A 16819-nucleotide genomic window follows, 5' to 3' on the forward strand; every position below is an offset into this window, starting at 1 on the left:
TTTCCAGCCCCCTTGACCTGCTTCCACGCTACAGAACCGACTTTATGGAAGACGTCATGTCCAGGTGGATAGTTGGTCTGCATCTCCGGCGGTTGGCAGGTTGAGCTTGACCGGCGTGCCATGTTCCAGGGACCGGGTGACCGTGCAGTGCCGATGGTGCACGCGTTCCGCGATCTCGGCGAACTTCTCGGGGCTGAGGCTCTCGGGCAGCTCCACCTCGTAGGTCACGGTCACCGATTCGAGCAGCGTGGGCGCCGCCTTCTCGGCGGTGACGGACATGGCGAGCCGGGGCAGCCGGTGCCCCCGCTGGGCGGTCAGCGGCTCCACGGTGACCAGGTTGCAGGCCCCGACCGCGATGAGCAGCAGTTCGACCGGGCTGAACACCCCGTCCTGGGTGACACTGCCGATCTTGACGGATGCCCCCCGCTCGTTCGAGGCGACGAATTCTCCGGACGGAGTCCGTTCCACATGCACAGGCGTCATACACGCACCTTAGGCCCCGTTAGCGAGGATTCCTCTGAACGCTGTCCGCGCCCCCCGCGTATCCCAGGATGCAGAGCGAAGGAGTGGGATGAGAAACGACGAACGCCAGGTCCACCGCATGACCAGGTTCCCGGGCGCGCACCGCGTCGAGATGGTGCTGAGCACCCCGGTCGGCATCGATATCCGCACGGCGCTGCCCCAGCGCGAGCTACGGCCCCTGCTCGACGACGCCTTCTCCTGGTTGCGGTGGGTGGACGACACCTTCGACGCCGGCCGCGAGGACAGTCAGATCAACCGGCTCGCCCGGGACGAGATCACGCTCGCGGAGTGCGCTCCTGAGGTGGCGGAGGTGTTGCAGCGCCGGTCCGAGCTGCGCGCGGTGATCGGCCGGGAGCCGTCGCCGGCGAGGTACGTGAAGGGCTGGGCGGTGGAGCGGGTCTCCCGCGCGCTGGCCGCGGCCGGGGCGGTGGACCACTGCGTGAGCGCGGGCGGCGACATCCGGGTCCGCGGGTCGGCGCGGCCGGGCACGCCGTGGAAGATCGGCGTCCGGGACCCGGTGCGCAGCGCGAAGGAGCGCCTGCGCGGCCTGCGCGACCTGCACAGCGACGCGATCCGGACCGTGCTCTTCGCCCATGATCTCGCGGTGGCCACCTCGGACGGCCAGGCCCCCGGGCAACTGTCCACCGGTATCGCCTCCGTCACGGTGGTCGGCCCCGACCTGGCCGACGCGAGCGCCTACGCCGAGGCCCTGTACGCGATGGGCCCGGCCCGCGCCCGGCACACCGCCCGCATCATCGCCCTCCCCAAGGACACCCAGGCCACGCCGTACGACGTGCTGATCGTCACGACGGACGGCCAGGCCGTCACCACGCCGGGTTTCCTCGCGTACGCCCCGGAGAGTCTGGCCGGGTAGGCGACTCGACGGGCGGGCACGCCCAGAAGCCACCCGCGTGCCCGCCCCAAGAGTCGAAAGGGAGATCACGCGTCCGGGTGGGCGGACAGATAGGTCACATAGATGGGTTTGAGCGCTTCGCCGAGTTCGCCCTCCCCCGCCCCCAGCGCGTCGCTGAGCAGCGCCGACACCCGGCTGAGGTCGTTGGCGGTCTCATCCTGGTTGCCCGCTGAGGCCTCCGCGGCCGGGATCACCTTCAACAGGTCCCAGAGGAACCCGATATCCCCGTGGCGTACCGCGTACCGCACGGCGCGGTCGTGCAGTTCCTTTGTGGAGAGCTGCTCCAGCTGGTCGACGTCCATCAGTCACCCACCCCCAAAGATGTGATTTCCCCCACTATCAGTACTTATGCGTAGTTTCACGCCCGGTAGGATGCGCGCCGGTACCGCTATCCAGGTTGGCACTGCGCAAACCGGGTGCGGGCGTGGAAGGATCACATGTGTGATTAAGGTCATCGTCAAGATCCTGGTAGTCGCCGCGGCGCTCTGGGTCGCCACCAAGGTCGTGGACGGCATCGTCGTCAGCGGCTCCACCACAACCGAGACGGCCGTCACGCTGCTCGCGGTCGCGCTGATCTTCGGGATCATCAACACCCTGCTCAAACCCATCATCAAGGTCGTCGGGTGCGCGTTCTACGTGGTCACCCTCGGCCTGTTCGCCCTGGTCGTCAACGCCGGCCTGCTCCTGCTGACCAGCTGGATCGCCAACCAGATCGACCTGCCATTCGAGGTCATCGGTTTCTGGGCCGCGTTCTGGGGCGCGATCATCATCGGCCTCATCAGCTGGCTGCTCGACCTGATCCTCGGCCTTGACGACTGAACCACCGGAATTCACGCTCGACGGCGCCACCCTGACCTGCGCCCAGGCCACGGCGATCGGGTACGGCCAGGCCAGGGTCTCCCTCGGCGCCACCGACCGGGCCGAGACCGCCTGGCGGTCGGCCCGGTCGCTGACCGGGCCGGTCTACGGCCGCACCACGGGGGTCGGCGCCAACAAGGAGGTCCCGGTCCACGACCGGGGGCTCGACCTGCTGCGCAGCCACGCGGGCGGCGCCGGGCCGCTGATCGCCCCCGAACAGGCCACCGCGATGCTCGCGATCCGGCTCAACCAGTTGCTCGCCGGGGGTTCCGGTGTCGATCCGGCGCTGCTTCCGGTGCTCGCCGAAGCGGTCAACAGCCGCGCCTACCCCCCGATCCGGAAATATGGCGCGATCGGCACCGGCGACCTGACCGCCCTGGCCACCACCGCCCTCTGCCTGCTCGGCGAACTCCCCTGGAGCGGCCCGCGCTTCCCGCTGGCCTCCGCCGACGCCCTCCCGTTCCTCAGCTCCAACGCCCTCACCCTGGCCGACGCCGCCCTGGCCACCACCGCCCTGCACGACCTGCTGACCGGCACGATCACCGTCGCCGCCCGGTCCTGGCAGGCGGTCAGCGCCTCCCTGGAACCGCTGATCGCCGAGGGCCCCACCGCCACGACCCTCACCTCGCTACTCCCCCCGATCACCCCCGCCAGGATCCAGGACCCGTACGGCTACCGCACCTTCCCCCAGGTCCACGACGCCGCCCTAAACACCCTTAAATCCGCCCAAAGCACGATAAATGCGCATATGAATGCGGCGGGTGAGAACCCGGTGATCAAGGATGGCCGGGCCTGGCACAACGGGAACTTCCACACCGGGCCGATCGCCCTCCAGCTGGACGCCCTCCGCGCCGCCCTGGTCCAGACGGCCACCCTCTCCACCGCCCGCCTGGCCACTCTGATGGACCCCGCCCACACCGGCAAACACCCCTTCCTGGCCGCCGACGAGGGCGGTTCCGGCGCGCTCATCCTGGAGTACGTGGCCTGCGACGCCCTGGCCACCCTCCGCCAGCTGGCCACCCCGGTCACGCTGGCGGGAGCCGTACTGTCCAGGGGTGTGGAGGATCATGCCGGTTTCGCCACCCAGGCGGCCCGGGCGTGCCTGGCCGCGCGGGAGCCGTACACAGTCGTGCTGGCCTGCGAGCTGGTCGCCGCCGAGCGGGCGCCGGCGGCGGTCCAGCCCGCGGACGGCAACCTGGCGGCGGAGCTCGACCTGGCGGTCAGCCGACTGACGTGCGCTCGCGCAGGGTCGGCTCCTGAATGATGCGGCGGCGCCGGATGGTGCCGTCGGCGGCGGCCACCACCAGCCGGACCGCGGCCTGCACGATGCCGTCCAGGTTCCAGTTGACGCTGGTCAGGCCGAGCAACTCGGACATCGGGTGGTCGTCGTACCCCATCACCGAGACGTCCCCCGGCACCTTCAGGCCGAGCTCCCCGGCCGCCTTGAGCACGCCGTACGCGATGGAGTCGGAGAAGCAGAAGACGGCGCTGGGCGGCGCGGTGGTGGTGAGCAGGCCGCGGGCCACCTCGGTGGCGGGGGCCAGGCCCTGCGGGCAGGTGGCCACCTCCAGTTCCAGACCGAGCCTGGCCGCCTCGTCGGTGACGTGGCGGTCGGCCGGGCGGTCGGGGGTGGAGGCCCGGGTCGGGGTGAGCACGGCCACCCGGCGATGGCCCCTGGCACGCAGGTACTCCAGCGCCAGGGTGACCCCGCCCAGGTTGTCGAAGACCACCTCGGCGGCGGTCCTGGCGTCCTTCAGCGCGTCGCCGATCACCACCACGGGCAGCGACTCCGCCAGCTCCGCCCAGAACGCCGCGGCCGGGTCCACGGGCTGCACGATCAGCCCGTCCACGCCGCGCAACTGGAGGGCGAGGGTGCGTTCCCGTTCGGGGTCGCCTGAGGCGTCCAGGATCAGGGCGTAGTGCTCCTTCTCCCGGAGGGTGCGGCCGATGCCGACCGCGAGGGACTGCTGCCAGAGGTCCTCCAGCGAGCCGCAGAGCACGCCGATCATGCCGGTCCGGCCGCTGGCCAGGGCGCGGGCGATCGGGTCGGCCTCGTAGCCGAGCTCGGCGGCGGCCTGCTGGACCCGGCGCTGGGTCTCCTCGGACACCTGCATGCCTCTGAGGGCATAACTGACCGCCGCAGGTGACAGTCCGGTCGCCTTGGCCACCTCGCGGATGGTCGCCCGTTTGCGCTGAGGCATCAGATCAGCTTACTTCGCCTTCTTGACACAAATCGGGTGAAACGGTTCACTGAAGCGTATCAGTGAAGCGTTTAACCTCAACCGCGTTCCAAACGGGTCTCCAATACCTCTATTATCAGTAGGGAATAAGGGTTACTCCGCTGGAAGGAGGTGCGCCGTGGGCGTGGACGTGCACCAGCACATCTGGCCGTCCGAGTTCCTCGACGCCCTCCGCGCCCGGACCGAGCCGCCTCTGCTGGACGGCTGGACCCTGCACCTGGACGGCGAGCCGCCATACCAGGTCAACCCCGACGACCACGACGTCAAACGGCGGGCCGAGCGGAACGCCGGGCTGGAGATCGCGGTGGTATCGCTGTCCAGCCCGCTCGGCATCGAGCACCTGCCGCCCACCGAGTCCTGGCCGCTGATCGACGCCTTCCACACCGGCGCCGCCGCCCTCCCCCCGCCGTTCCGCGCCTGGGCCGCCACCCCGGTGACCGACATCGACCCGGTACGGCTCACGCGCACCCTCGACCAGGGATTCGCCGGACTGCAACTTCCCGCCACGGCCGTCTCCGACGCGGCCGGGCTGGCGACCGTGGCCCCGCTGCTGGACGTGCTCACCGACCACGACCTGCCGCTGTTCGTCCATCCGGGACCGGCCTCCGCCCCGGACACCCCCGGCTGGTGGCCGGCCGTGGTCCCGTACGTCCAGCAGATGCACGCCGCCTGGTACGCCTTCCAGACCTTCGGGCGGCCCAGGCACCCCGGGCTGCGCGTCTGCTTCGCGCTGCTGGCCGGCCTGGCGCCGCTGCACGCGGAACGGCAGCTGAGCCGCGGCGGCACAGGCCGGGGGCTGGTGGACACCGGCATGTACCTCGAAACCTCCTCCTACGGCCCGCGTGCCATCGACGCGGTCATCCGCGAGCTCGGCATCGACATCATCGTGAACGGCTCCGACCAGCCGTACGCGGAATCGGCGGTGCTGGACTTCGGCGCCGCCGCCGACCACGCCATCCAGGTGGCCAACCCGATCCGCCTACTGTCCCGAAAGGAGTCGCCCTCATGAGCACGCCCACAATCCCGGTTTCCCCGTCGTGTCCCACCCCGCTGCAGGGCCTGCCTCCCCGGGCGCTGGACCGGCGCGAGCTGGCGGCGCTGGTCAACGAACTGGCCGCGCGGCCGGATCTGTGGGAGGAGCACCTCGGCTTCGAGGGCTCGGCGGACGGCGGGCGGCACTACGCCTCGCTCCACCGGGACGCGTTCGTGGACGTCTGGCTGCTCTGCTGGCGGCCGGAGGACGACACCGGGTGGCACGACCACGACATCTCCTCTGGGGCCGTCCGGGTGGTGCGGGGCACGCTGTCGGAGTGCAATCCGCGGATCGGCGGGGAGCATCTGGAGATCACGGTCAGTGCCGGGGAGTCGTTCCACTTCGGGCCCGACCACATCCACCGGCTCACCGGGGCCGAGCACGGCAGCGTCTCCATCCACGCGTACTCGCCGCCGCTCTGGCGGCTGGGGCAGTACTCGATCAGCGGCGACGGCATGATGCGCCGCCAGTCGGTCAGTTACGCCGACGAGCTGCGCCCGCTCTGAACGCAGCAGGTGGCGCAGGGGTCCTCCTCCGGGAGGGTGACCCAGAGGCAGCAGGTCCGGCGCCGGTATTCGGCGCCGTCCTGCTCTATCAGTCCGTTCACCGGGCGGCCGACGGCTGCCAGCAGTTCGGCCGCCCACCCGTACGGGCCGAGCTCCAGCAGCGGGTGGGTGAGCGCCTCGGCGGTGGAACCCCACAGGTTCCGCCGGCCGACGCGGGTCAGCCGCCCGAGGGCCTCGATCACCGGCAGCTGGCTGTCCAGCAGCGCCGCCCGGATGACCGCCCCCAGATCGTCATTGACCAGTGTTCCCGGTTCCCCCGCCACCGGATCGCCGGGGAGCACCGCCACCGTGACCCGGGTGGCCGCGATCGTCAGGCCCGCCTCCGACGAGCGGACCCAGGTGTCCGCCGGCCGCATCACCGGCACGCGCCGGTTGACCGCCCAGCCCACCGCCATCGGAAGCGTGTGCCAGTACGTGTAGGTCTTCCAGAACAGCGCCCCCGCGACATGTAAGGGAGCGTTCCACCTGGTCGCGATCTCCTGGACCATCTCCGCCAGTACCGGGTACGGCTCCCGCGCCAGCTCGACGGCGGGCACCCACCCGGTGGGGGTCGTGTCGAGGACCAGGGTGGGGAGGACCCCGAGAATGCCGTCGCGGGCGGCTGCGAACTTCTCCAGGGTGGCGGTCAGTTCGGACAGCACGGGGGTTCTCCTTTAGGTTAGCCTTACCTAAGGATAGCCTCCTGGTGGAGCGGGCGGCCGGCGATCACCCCGAAGGCGAGCTGGACGGCGCAGACCAGCAGGCCCGCCAGCAACGGCCAGGTCCAGCCGCCGGTCAGCTGGTTGAGCAGGCCGATCAGCAGGGGGCCGAGGGCGGCCAGCACGTATCCGAAGGACTGGGCGACGGCGGAGAGCGCGGTCACCGAGGCCGGATCCGGGGCCCGCAACGTGATGATCAGCAGCGCCAGGGCGATGGACGCGCCCTGGCCGACACCCAGGATGATCATCCACAGCCAGGGGAGGGTGGTGGGCGCCAGCAGTACGGCCACGTAGCCCCCCGCGGTGAGCACGGCGGCGGCCGTCACGTGCGGCACCTGGGAGCGGGCCCGGCCCGCGTGCACCGGGACGGTCAGGGTGGCCGCGATCTGTGCCAGGTTGGTCAGGCTGAGCAGGTATCCGGCCTGGTCGGCGGGGAGCCCGGCGTCCCGGAAGATGGTCGGCAGCCAGGCCAGCATGATGTAGAACGACATGGACTGTAAGCCCATGAACGCCGTCACGTACCAGGTCACCCGGTTGGCGAGCAGGGCTCGGTAGGGTCGCGGGCCGCCCTGCCCCGGGACGCCGGACCGCCGGAACGCCTGCGGCGCCCAGACCAGGGCCGCCAGCACGGCCAGCAGCGCGGGCGCGGCGGCCGCGAAGCGCCATCCGTAGACGTCGGCGATCGGCACGGCCGCGGCCGAGAATCCGGCCGCACCCGTCACCAGGCAGGAGACGTAGATCCCGGTGAACAGGCCCACCTGCGTGGGGAAGTGGTGCTTGACCAGCCCCGGCATGACCACATTCATAATCGCGATGGCCGTTCCGACCAGCACGGCCCCCGCGTACAGCCCGGGGAGCCCGTCCGAACTCCGCAACACGGCCCCCGCGGCCAGCACCAGCAACCCCGCCAGCAGCGCACGATCCAACCCGAATCGACCGGCCAGCACCGGCGCGACCGGCCCCAGCAGCCCGAGACAGAGCACCATGACCGTCGTGATCGCCCCGGCCGCCGCCGCACCAAGCGCCAGATCCCCCATGATCGCGCCCAACAGGGGCGAAATCCCGGCCAGCCCCGGCCGAAGATTCAACGCGGCCAACACGAACCCGGCCACCAACAACCACGCGCCAGAACGCCCCATGGCCAGGACCTTACTAACGGGAAACCTGCTTATCAGACTGCCACCCTAGTGCCGTGCCAGGTCAGGACCGTAGTGGCAGCCCATCTGGCAACTTTCCCATTAGTACTCCGCGGTCACAGGTCTAAGATCCGGGCTGTGGGACGTCCGACGATGAACGATGTGGCAGCGGCGGCGGGCGTCGCGCTCAAGACGGTCTCCCGCGTGGTCAACGACGAGCCGGGGGTCAATCCTGCCACCGCCGACCGGGTCAGGGCGGCCATCCAGCGGCTCGGCTACCGCCGCAACGAGGGCGCCAGAACCCTGCGCAGCGGCCGCACGGCCAGCATCGGCCTGGTCATCGAGGACGTCGCCGACCCCTTCTACTCGGGGCTCAGCCGCGCGGTGGAGGACGTCGCGCTCCGCCACGGCCACCTGGTCTTCACCGGCTCCTCCGGCGAGGACCCGGCCCGGGAGCGGGAACTGGTGCTGGGCTTCTGCGCCCGGCGCGTGGACGGCCTGGTGATCGTCCCGGCCGGGCACGACCACGAATACCTCTCCCCCGAACTGGACGCCGGAGTCCGCGCGGTCTTCGCCGACCGGCCCTCCGGCTCCGGCCGCGTGTTCGACACCGTGCTCTGCGACAACACCGGCGGGGCCAGAGAGGGCGTGCGCCACCTGCTCGCCCACGGCCACCGCCGGGTGGGCTTCCTCGCCGACGCGCCGGCCATCTTCACCGCCGACCAGCGCCGGCACGGCTACCGCCAGGCGCTGGCCGAGGCGGGCCTGCCGTACGATCCGGCGCTGGTGGCGATGGGCGCCCCCGAGGCCGGATGGATCGGGGCCGAACTGGCCCGGATGCGGGCGCTGCCCGATCCGCCGACGGCGCTGTTCACCGGGAACGGCCGGGTGACCGTGACCACCCTCCGGGTGCTGGCCGCGCCGATCGCGCTGGTCGGCTTCGACGACTTCGAGCTGGCCGACCTGCTGGGCGTGACCGTGGTGGCGCAGGACCCCGCCGAACTCGGCCGGGTCGCCGCCGAGCTGCTCTTCCGGCGGCTGGCCGGGGACCGGGCGCCGGTCGAGCGGCTGGAGCTGCCGACCCGGCTGATTCCCCGGGGCTCCGGCGAGGGCGCCGGGCTAGGCTTTCTGCGGCCGTAGGTGCGGGCGGAGCAGGACCGCCGAGACGATCACCAGGCCGCCGCAGAGCGCGATCGCCGTCGCCGTCCCGATGAGCTCGGCGAGCCCGCCGGCCAGCACGCCGCCCAGCGCCTGGCAGGTCATCAGACCGGCGCCGGAGAGCCCGAACGCCTGCCCCCGGCTCTCCTCGGGGACCGCCTCGATGAAACGGCGCTGTAGCCCCAGGTTGTAGGCCAGGCCGCAGCCCGCCAGGAAGGCGAGCCCCGCCGCCACCGCCACCCCCGGCTCGGCCAGGAACCCGAGCAACGGTAACCCCAGCAGCACGACCAGCGGCAGGGTCAGCCGCTCCCGCAGCGCGGGCCCCGCGAACCGCCCGACCACGAACTCGCCGACCCCCATACCCGCCGCCGTCACGGCCAGCACCAGCCCGGCCCCGGAGGCCGACCCCTGCTCGGTCAGGTACGGGATGAACACCGCCTCCGACCCGACCATGAACATCACCGGCACCCATCCGGACAGCAGCAGCCCGCGCACCCGCCGGTCGGCCAGCAACGCCAGGTTGACCCGCAGACTCGCCCGGACCACCCCGCCCGACTCCGCCGAGCGGGCGGGATGGTCCCGCAGCCCGAACCTGAGCACCAGCGCGTCCACCGCCGACAGGGTCGCGGTGCCGAGCAGTGCCCATTTCGGCCCGAGTACGGCCAGCAGCCCGCCGCCCACCGCCAGCCCGGCGATCTGCGCGCCCGCCCCCGTCATCGTGAAGACCGCGCGGCCGAGGACGAAGGCGTCCCCCTTCAGCACGTCGGGAAGCATGGCGTTGCGGGCCGCCGCGAAGATCGACGCGGGCGCGCTGGTCACCAGGACCACCGCCAACACCGCCCACACCGAAAGCCCGGCAAAGGCCAGCGCCAGGCACGCGGCGACCCGCACCACCTCCCCGGCCACCATCACGGGCCTGGGTCTCAACCGGTCGGCCAGGGAGAGCAGGAAGACGCCGCCGACCGCGTGTGGCAGGAACCCGAGCATGAACGCCGCCGCGGACAGCCCGGCGGACGCGGTCCGCTCGTAGACCAGCACGGACACGGCGAGCATCTTGACCGACTCGCCCAGCACCATCAGCAACTGGCTGGCGAACAGCACCCGGAACTCGGCGACCGCGAAGATCTCGCCAAAGGTCGCGCCACGGTCGGCCGACGGCCCGGCCGTCTTCATCCCTGACCACCTCCTGAGAGGATCCTCCGGACAATCGCCAGCTCTTGACTAATATTTCGGAAATATCCGAAAGGTGGGGTGAGGTGCGGCGGATTGAAGTGAGCCCGCGGGACGTGGCCGCCAGCCGGTTCGCGATCTCCCCCGTGGTGGAGACCATGCACGCGCTCTGGGTGCTCTCCGGGCGGATGCCCGCCGGGGCCCTGCAGCCGTGGGTGGCGCGGGCGCGGGAACCGTACCGGAACCTGCGGGCGGCCAGCCCGCAGTTGCGCGCGCTGGCGGCGCTGATGCGCAAGGGCGGGTACAACGCCGACTTCGTGGCGCCGCCGCCGAGCGGGGTGAACACCTCGTTCGAGGCGGAAGTCGATCAGATCACGGCGACCCCGCTCGCTCAGGCGCGGGACGAGATCGCCCGGAACCTGGAGGGGGTGGCGCGCCCGAGCGACGAGGTGATGGCCATCCTGGACGGCCCGGACGTGGTGACCGCGCTCGCCGAGGCGCTCCAGCTGGTCTGGCGGGAGATCATCGCCCCCGACTGGCCCCGGTTCCACGCCATCCTGGAACGTGACGTGGTGCAGCGGGCCGGGCGGCTGGCCACCTACGGCTGGGCGGCGGCGCTGGAGGACCTGCATCCGAAGATCGCCTGGCGGGACGACGCGATCGAAATCCAGCACGACGGCGAGCCGGAGCACTACCGGCTGGACGGGCGCGGCCTGCTGCTCATGCCCAGCGTGTTCGCTCCCCAGGTGGTCGCCTACCTGGAGGACTTCTGGCCGTACGCCCTCGTCTACCCGGCCAGAGGCACGGCGGCGCCCGTCTTCACCGCCGACTCCTCGGCGCTGGCCCGGCTGATCGGCCGCTCCCGGGCCCGTATCCTGCTCGAGCTGGCCACCCCGGCCACCACCTCCCAGCTGGCCGCCCGGCTGACGCTCAGCCTGGGCGCCACCGGCGACCACCTCGCCGCGCTCCGGGCGGCCGGGCTGATCGTCGGCACCCGGACCGGCCGCACCGTGCGCTACCACCGCACGTCGCTGGGCGACGCACTGGTCAGTCCCTGAGCGGGCGGCTCACTGGCCGCTGTTCTTGGCGGCCTCGACGAGAGCCTGCTGGAAATCGGCCACGTCCAGGTCCTGCTGGAACAGGCCGACCGCGTCGTTGATCGCGGTACGCCAGTTGTCGTTGGCCACCACGCCGTGCTGGATCGAACCGGCCAGCTTGGACGTCGCCCACTGGCTCAGGTTCCACTTCAGGTAGTCCTTGTAGAGCGACTTGTCGGCGTCGGTACGGGCCGGGATGGAGCCCTTCAGCGGATTGAAGGCGTCCTGGCCCTCCCTACTCGCGGCCACCTTGAGCCAGGCCACCGCGCCGTCCCGGGACGGGGCGCCCCTGGGCAGGGTGAAGCTGTCGGAAAGCCACATGAAGGTGCCGTCGGTGCCGGGCGAGGGAGCCCAGTCGAAGTCGGTTCTGGAGACCTTGCCGAGGCCGCCGTCCGGCGGGTTGTGGAAGTAGCCGTAGGCCCAGTCCCCCATGATCATGAAGGCGGCCTCGCCGTCGGCCACCTGCCTGGCGGCCGGCTGCCAGTCGTCCACGGGGTCGCCGGCGTACGACAGGATGGTCTTGAAGTCGGTGAGCGCCTTGGTGACCTCGGGGCCGGACCAGTCGGAACCACTGGTCCAGAGCCGGTTGTAGGCAGGGGTGCCGAGGGAGCCGAGGAGCACGCATTCCAGCAGGTGCACCGCCGTCCACTGGGGGCCGAGGGAGAGCGGGATCTTGCCGGCGGCCCTGACCTTCTCCAGCGCGGCGACGAAGCCCGGGATGGTCGCGGGCGGGCCCGTGATCCCCGCCGCCTTCAGCACCGAGGGGTTGAACCAGAGCACGTTGGACCGGTGGATGTTCACCGGCACCGAGTACACCTGGCCCTGGACCGAGATCTGGTCGATCAGCTGCTTGGGGAAGACGTCCTTCAGCTTGAGCTCGTCGTAGAGGAAGTTGAGGGACTCCAGCTTGCCCGCCTTGATGTAGCCCTGGAGTTCCGCGCCCGCGTGTCCCTGGAAGGTGTCGGGCGGCTGGTTGGCGTTGAGCTTGCTGGACAGCAGCGCGCGTGCCTGGTCGCCGGAGCCGCCCGCCACGGCCGCGTCGAAGAACTTCAGCCGGGGGTTGTCCCGTTCGAAGATCTGCCGCATCGCCTTGAGGCCGTCGGCCTCGCCCGCCCCGGTCCACCAGGAGAAGACCGCGACCTGCCGCCGCGAGTCATTGCCACCCTCGCCGTCACCACAGGCGCTCAACGCGAGCAGACCGGCTAACGAGATCGCGACGGTAGCCATCCATCGTCGTCCCATCGCTAACTCCACTGTCTATCGGCCCACGATGTCGGCCGACCATCAACCCACTCCGCACCATGGCCCGTCAAGGCTTGTGCGGAACCGTAACATTAACCTCCCACGCTGCTCTCTGGTCCCACCAAACACTTCCGTCACAGGGGTTCGGCTAGCTGTACGCGCGGGCCTGCAGGTTGTACAGATCGGCATAGATGCCGTTACTCGTGATCAGTTCCTCGTGGGTGCCCTGTTCGACGACCTTCCCGTGGTCCAGGACGTAGATCCGGTCGGCGTGGCGCACGCTGGCGAGCCGGTGCGTGATGAGCAGCACGGTCCGGCCGTCGGAGTGGGCGCGGACCCGCTCGAAGAGGGCGTGTTCGGCCCGGGCGTCGAGGGCGGCGGTGGGTTCGTCGCAGATGAGGAACGGCGCGTCCCGGTAGAAGCCGCGGGCGACGGCGATGCGCTGCCACTGGCCGCCGGAGAGCTCCTGCCCGTCGGTGAAGCGCCGGTCCAGCAGGGTCTGGTAGCCGCGCGGCAGCTCGGCGATGACCTCGTCGGCGCCGGCCACCCCCGCCGCGTTCCGCACCGCCTCCTCGCCCTTCTCCAGGCCCATGGTGATGTTGTGCCGGGCGGTGAGCGGCCACCGGGTGTGGTCCTGGGCGATCACCGCGATCCGGCCGCGGAGCAGGTGCGGGTCGACCCCGGCCAGGTCGGTGTCGTCCCACCGCACCTGACCGCCCGCCGGTGCGTAGAGCCCGGCCAGGATCTTGGAGAGGGTGGTCTTGCCCGAGCCGTTCTCGCCGACCAGGGCGATCACCTCGCCCCGGTCGATGTGGATGGAGACGCCGGACAGCGCGGGGGTGTCCTTGCCCGGGTAGGTGAAGGTGACGTCCTCCACGGTGATCCGGTCGAAGTGGTCGGGCGGGCGGCCGGTGCCGCGGACCACGGTGGTGGCCTCGTTCTCCGCACAGAAGTCGATGAAGTCGGTGAAGTAGAGGCCGCTCTCGTAGAGGCGGTTCACCGCGTAGAGCAGGTTGGACAGCGAGCCCTGCCCCGAGCGGATGGCCAACACGGCGGTGCCCGCGATGGCCAGCGGCACCGACCCGGCCGCCAGCAGCAGGCCGAGGGCGACGTAGACGAGCACGGTGCCCACGCCGCCGAGGGACTGCCCGGCCAATCGGGTCAGGGTCTGCCGGCGGGCCAGGCGCATCATCACGTTCTGCTCGAGCCTGGCGACCATGTCGTACACCCGGAGCAGGAAGTCGCGCATCGTGAAGGAGCGGACCTCGGCGGCGGTCTCCCGGTCGGCGAGCAGCTCACTGACGATCCACTTGCGGCGGTAGGTGGGCAGCAGGGAGAGCATCGTCGCGTACTGCATCTTGGCGCCGCGGACGGTCGCCCAGGCGTCGGGGAGCACGGCGACCACCAGCAGCGGCAGCAGCACGGGGTGGAGCACACCGAGCACGCCGGCGGCGGCGACCAGGCTGAGCAGGGCGGTCAGCACGTCGACGGCGGAGCCGACCACCGAGTCGGCGGAGCTCAGCCCCCGGGTGCGGACCCGCTGGAGGGCGTCGTGGAAGTCGGAGTCGTCGAACCGGATCAGCTCGACCTGGCTGGTCAGGCCGTAGAGGCGCTTTTCGGCGATGCGCAGGACTTGGGGCTCCAGTCGGGCCTGGGTCCAGCCGGCGCCGGCCTGGAAGAGCGAGCGGGCCACCGCCGCCGCGCCGACCAGCAGCAGGCTGGGCAGCGCCGCGCGCACCCGTTCGGGCGTCGGCCCGGCCGCGAACAGCGCCTCCAGCACGCCGGTGGTGGCCAGCAGGCCGAAGGCGGTGAAGACGCCGCCGAGCAGGTTGAGCGCGATGGTCGCGACGGTGTCGCGGGGATTGGCCTCCCACGCCATGCGGAACGCCTGCCCGACCAGGGCGGGTAACCGGCGAGCGATGGTGACGAACCCGACCTCGCTCATCTTGTCGTCGTGTGCGTGCCAGGTATGGGTAGCGAAATCTGAAAAGTCCGGCAGGTCGTCGATCCTGCCTTCGTCCACGTCAGCGTCCGGATGGCTGTCCCGGTGCTCATCAAGAGGAGTGGCCGCCATGCGGTCAGTGTCTCTTCCACCACCGACAATTCGCGATGCATTAACGCCCACATTGGGAATCACAACTTTTTGGGAATCACAGCACGGAACGCATCACCGTCCGCGCGATCGGCGCGGCCACCTGTCCGCCGGATCCGCCGTGCTCGACCAGCACCCCGACCGCGATCATCGGATGCCTGGCCGGGGCGAACGCGGTGAGTACCGCGTGGTCGCTTCCGTCGTTCTCCGCGGTGCCGGTCTTGGCGGCCACGTCGATGCCGGGAATGGCGGCCAGGGCCCCGGTGCCACCGGGGCGGGTCACGCCCACCATCATCTTGGTGAGCTGCTCGGCGACCGCGCCGGACATGGAGTCGCGATACTGGCCGGGGTCGCCGAGGCTGACCACGGTTCCGTCGCTGAGCCTGATCTCCTCGACCAGGTAGGGCCGCATCAGCATGCCGTGGTTGGCGACGGCTGCCGAGATGAGGGCGATCTCAAGAGGAGTCACCAGATCGTCGAACTGGCCGATGGCGGACATCGCGGTCTGGGCGCGGTCCATGTGCTCGGGGTACCTGCTGGGCGCGACCGGGAGCGGCACGGTGAGACCGCCGTCGTCGAAGCCGAACCTGGCGGCCTGCCCGCGCAGCTTGTCCTGGCCGAGGTGGAGGCCGACGGCGGCGAACGCGGTGTTGCAGGAGAGCTGGAAGGCCATGGCGAGGGTGGGTTTGCCGTCGCCGCAGTGCTCGCCGCCGGAGTTGCGGAGGGAGACGGTGGTGCCGGGCAGGTCCATCCGGGGTGGCGCGATGATCGGGGTGGCGGGCGTGTACGCGCCGGACTCGAGGGCCGCCGCCGCGGTGACGACCTTGAACGTCGAGCCCGGCGGGTAGTTCTGGCTGGTGGCCCGGTTGAGCAGCGGGCGCCCCGGATTCGTCTGGAGTTCCCGGTCCACCCGGGCGAGTTTCACCAGATCGAACCCCGTCAACTCATTCGGGTCATACGCCGGATACGACACCATCGCCAGAATCGCCCCGCTGAGCGGGTCAATCGCGACCACCGCCCCCGGTTTCCCCGTCGCCCGCAACGCCTCGTACGCGGCCTTCTGGGCCCGCTGATCGATGGTCAGCGTGACCGACGCGCCCTTGACGGTGTTCTTAAGAATCGACCGCACCCGAACCCGAGGATCCTCCCCGGAAAGCGCCGCGTCCTCCGCCAACTCCAGCCCTGTGCTCCGATTCAGCGACAGATAACCGGTGACCGCCGCATAAACCGCCCCCTGCGGATAAACCCGCCGGTACGGATACCGCCCGCCCACCTTCTCACTGGTCGCGAGAACCGTTCCGTCCGCCAGCAGAATATCGCCGCGCGGAAACTCGAACCGTGCCATCGACGTCCGCTGGTTCCGTAGGTCGGCCCTGAGCGCGTCCGCCCGGAAGACCTGGATGTAGGTGGCGTTGGCGAGCAGGGCGAAGAGCATCATTCCGCCGATCACGGCTACCCGCCGGATCGGGATGTTCATACGTCGAGCGCGAGGTCCGGCCATCCGACCGGTTTAACAGCCCGACCGGAAAGGGGGTCTCGCGCTGCGGCAAAGCCCTGGCTATACGCCCTGGGGGATCGCCATCACGTCTTTGTAGAACTGGATTTTGCGCTGGATGGCGCCCTGTTTCTGGCGCAGTTGCGCTATTTGCCGTTCCACGCCGTCGTCGTGAGACTCAAGGAGTTCGATGCGTTCGCGAATGGTGTGGTCGCCCTGGCGGACCAGTTCCGCGAAGCGGAGCATTTCGGCGATCGGCATGCCGGTGTCGCGCAGGCAGCGGATCATGTTCAGCCAGCCGACGTCTCCGTCGGTGAAGCGCCGCTGGCCGGCGGCGTTGCGGCCGACGTTGCCGAGCAGCCCGATGCGCTCGTAGTAGCGGAGGGTGTCCAGACTGAAGCCGGTCTCCTCGGCGACCTGTCCCGGTGTGTAGATGGCCATGCCTCCGATCCTGGCACCTGGAGTGGACTCCAGGTCAAGATGCGCACCACCGCAGGGAGTTCCGCCTAGCCCTGGAGTCCACTCCAACACGCATGCCCTAACTCCCACCCACGATGGTTGCCGTGGAACTCCCACCCACCCCCCCCCCCCCCCCCCCC

The 16819-nt window shown here is 70.6% G+C and carries 17 protein-coding genes; 7 read left to right on the top strand and 10 right to left on the bottom strand.

Annotated elements, in window-relative coordinates; translation table 11 throughout:
* Window positions 1-54: 54 nt before the first annotated feature.
* Complete coding sequence (locus KIP79_RS43415) at window positions 55-483, bottom strand: OsmC family protein (RefSeq protein ID WP_214110906.1); 429 nt, start codon at window positions 481-483, stop codon at window positions 55-57.
* 88 nt (window positions 484-571) lie between these two features.
* Here KIP79_RS43415 and KIP79_RS43420 point away from each other — a divergent pair, with 88 nt between their 5' ends.
* Window positions 572-1396 carry an FAD:protein FMN transferase gene (locus KIP79_RS43420; RefSeq protein ID WP_214110907.1) on the top strand — a complete coding sequence of 275 codons (825 nt, stop codon included), beginning with the start codon at window positions 572-574 and terminating at the stop codon, window positions 1394-1396.
* A gap of 65 nt (window positions 1397-1461) precedes the next feature.
* Here the strand turns inward: KIP79_RS43420 and KIP79_RS43425 are convergent, their stop codons facing one another.
* Entirely contained in the window at window positions 1462-1737 is a 276-nt protein-coding gene (locus KIP79_RS43425; protein ID WP_214110908.1) for a hypothetical protein, read from the bottom strand.
* Window positions 1738-1879: 142 nt separating this feature from the next.
* On the opposite strand from KIP79_RS43425, the gene KIP79_RS43430 reads away from it, so the two are divergent.
* Both KIP79_RS43430 and KIP79_RS43435 read left to right on the top strand, forming a co-directional pair.
* On the top strand, window positions 1880-2254 hold the full coding sequence (locus tag KIP79_RS43430) for a phage holin family protein (RefSeq protein ID WP_214110922.1): 375 nt from the start codon (window positions 1880-1882) through the stop codon (window positions 2252-2254).
* Window positions 2244-3557, top strand: coding sequence for an aromatic amino acid lyase (locus KIP79_RS43435; protein WP_214110909.1), 1314 nt, complete (start codon window positions 2244-2246; stop codon window positions 3555-3557). Before KIP79_RS43430 ends, KIP79_RS43435 begins: the two co-directional genes overlap by 11 nt.
* Here the strand turns inward: KIP79_RS43435 and KIP79_RS43440 are convergent.
* Window positions 3514-4494, bottom strand: a complete 981-nt coding sequence (locus KIP79_RS43440; protein ID WP_214110910.1) for a LacI family DNA-binding transcriptional regulator — start codon at window positions 4492-4494, stop codon at window positions 3514-3516. The genes KIP79_RS43435 and KIP79_RS43440 overlap by 44 nt on opposite strands.
* Before the next feature lie 157 nt (window positions 4495-4651).
* Here KIP79_RS43440 and KIP79_RS43445 point away from each other — a divergent pair, with 157 nt between their 5' ends.
* Window positions 4652-5542, top strand: a complete 891-nt coding sequence (locus tag KIP79_RS43445; RefSeq protein ID WP_214110911.1) for an amidohydrolase family protein — start codon at window positions 4652-4654, stop codon at window positions 5540-5542.
* Window positions 5539-6072, top strand: a complete 534-nt coding sequence (locus tag KIP79_RS43450) for a cysteine dioxygenase (RefSeq protein ID WP_214110912.1) — start codon at window positions 5539-5541, stop codon at window positions 6070-6072. The genes KIP79_RS43445 and KIP79_RS43450 overlap by 4 nt, the downstream gene beginning before the upstream one ends.
* On the opposite strand, the gene KIP79_RS43455 is transcribed toward KIP79_RS43450, so the two are convergent.
* Together KIP79_RS43455 and KIP79_RS43460 are read right to left on the bottom strand one after the other, a co-directional pair.
* Window positions 6045-6773 (bottom strand): hypothetical protein, encoded by a 729-nt coding sequence (locus KIP79_RS43455; RefSeq protein WP_214110913.1) that lies wholly within the window; start codon window positions 6771-6773, stop codon window positions 6045-6047. The genes KIP79_RS43450 and KIP79_RS43455 overlap by 28 nt on opposite strands.
* A gap of 23 nt (window positions 6774-6796) precedes the next feature.
* On the bottom strand, window positions 6797-7969 hold the full coding sequence (locus KIP79_RS43460; RefSeq protein ID WP_214110914.1) for a CynX/NimT family MFS transporter: 1173 nt from the start codon (window positions 7967-7969) through the stop codon (window positions 6797-6799).
* Window positions 7970-8119: 150 nt separating this feature from the next.
* Between KIP79_RS43460 and KIP79_RS43465 the strand changes: the two genes are divergently transcribed.
* Window positions 8120-9106, top strand: coding sequence for a LacI family DNA-binding transcriptional regulator (locus KIP79_RS43465; protein WP_214110915.1), 987 nt, complete (start codon window positions 8120-8122; stop codon window positions 9104-9106).
* Here the strand turns inward: KIP79_RS43465 and KIP79_RS43470 are convergent.
* Window positions 9086-10297: an MFS transporter gene (locus KIP79_RS43470; RefSeq protein ID WP_214110916.1), complete on the bottom strand. Its 1212-nt coding sequence runs from the start codon at window positions 10295-10297 to the stop codon at window positions 9086-9088. The two genes, KIP79_RS43465 and KIP79_RS43470, sit on opposite strands and share 21 nt — an antisense overlap.
* An 83-nt stretch (window positions 10298-10380) precedes the next feature.
* Here KIP79_RS43470 and KIP79_RS49925 point away from each other — a divergent pair, with 83 nt between their 5' ends.
* A complete protein-coding gene (locus KIP79_RS49925; RefSeq protein WP_308170213.1) occupies window positions 10381-11352 on the top strand; it encodes a winged helix-turn-helix domain-containing protein in 972 nt (323 codons plus the stop codon).
* Window positions 11353-11361: 9 nt separating this feature from the next.
* Here the strand turns inward: KIP79_RS49925 and KIP79_RS43480 are convergent, their stop codons facing one another.
* From KIP79_RS43480 to KIP79_RS43495, 4 genes are all read right to left on the bottom strand, one after another.
* Entirely contained in the window at window positions 11362-12633 is a 1272-nt protein-coding gene (locus tag KIP79_RS43480) for an ABC transporter substrate-binding protein (RefSeq protein ID WP_214110917.1), read from the bottom strand.
* A 148-nt stretch (window positions 12634-12781) separates the two neighbouring features.
* Window positions 12782-14707 (bottom strand): ABC transporter ATP-binding protein, encoded by a 1926-nt coding sequence (locus KIP79_RS43485; RefSeq protein ID WP_214110918.1) that lies wholly within the window; start codon window positions 14705-14707, stop codon window positions 12782-12784.
* 76 nt (window positions 14708-14783) lie between these two features.
* Window positions 14784-16202: a peptidoglycan D,D-transpeptidase FtsI family protein gene (locus KIP79_RS43490; RefSeq protein WP_250214821.1), complete on the bottom strand. Its 1419-nt coding sequence runs from the start codon at window positions 16200-16202 to the stop codon at window positions 14784-14786.
* 81 nt (window positions 16203-16283) lie between these two features.
* On the bottom strand, window positions 16284-16661 hold the full coding sequence (locus tag KIP79_RS43495; protein ID WP_214110920.1) for a MerR family transcriptional regulator: 378 nt from the start codon (window positions 16659-16661) through the stop codon (window positions 16284-16286).
* Window positions 16662-16819: the final 158 nt, after the last annotated feature.

The sequence above is a fragment of the Acrocarpospora catenulata genome (assembly GCF_018476525.1).
Classification (GTDB): domain Bacteria; phylum Actinomycetota; class Actinomycetes; order Streptosporangiales; family Streptosporangiaceae; genus Acrocarpospora; species Acrocarpospora catenulata.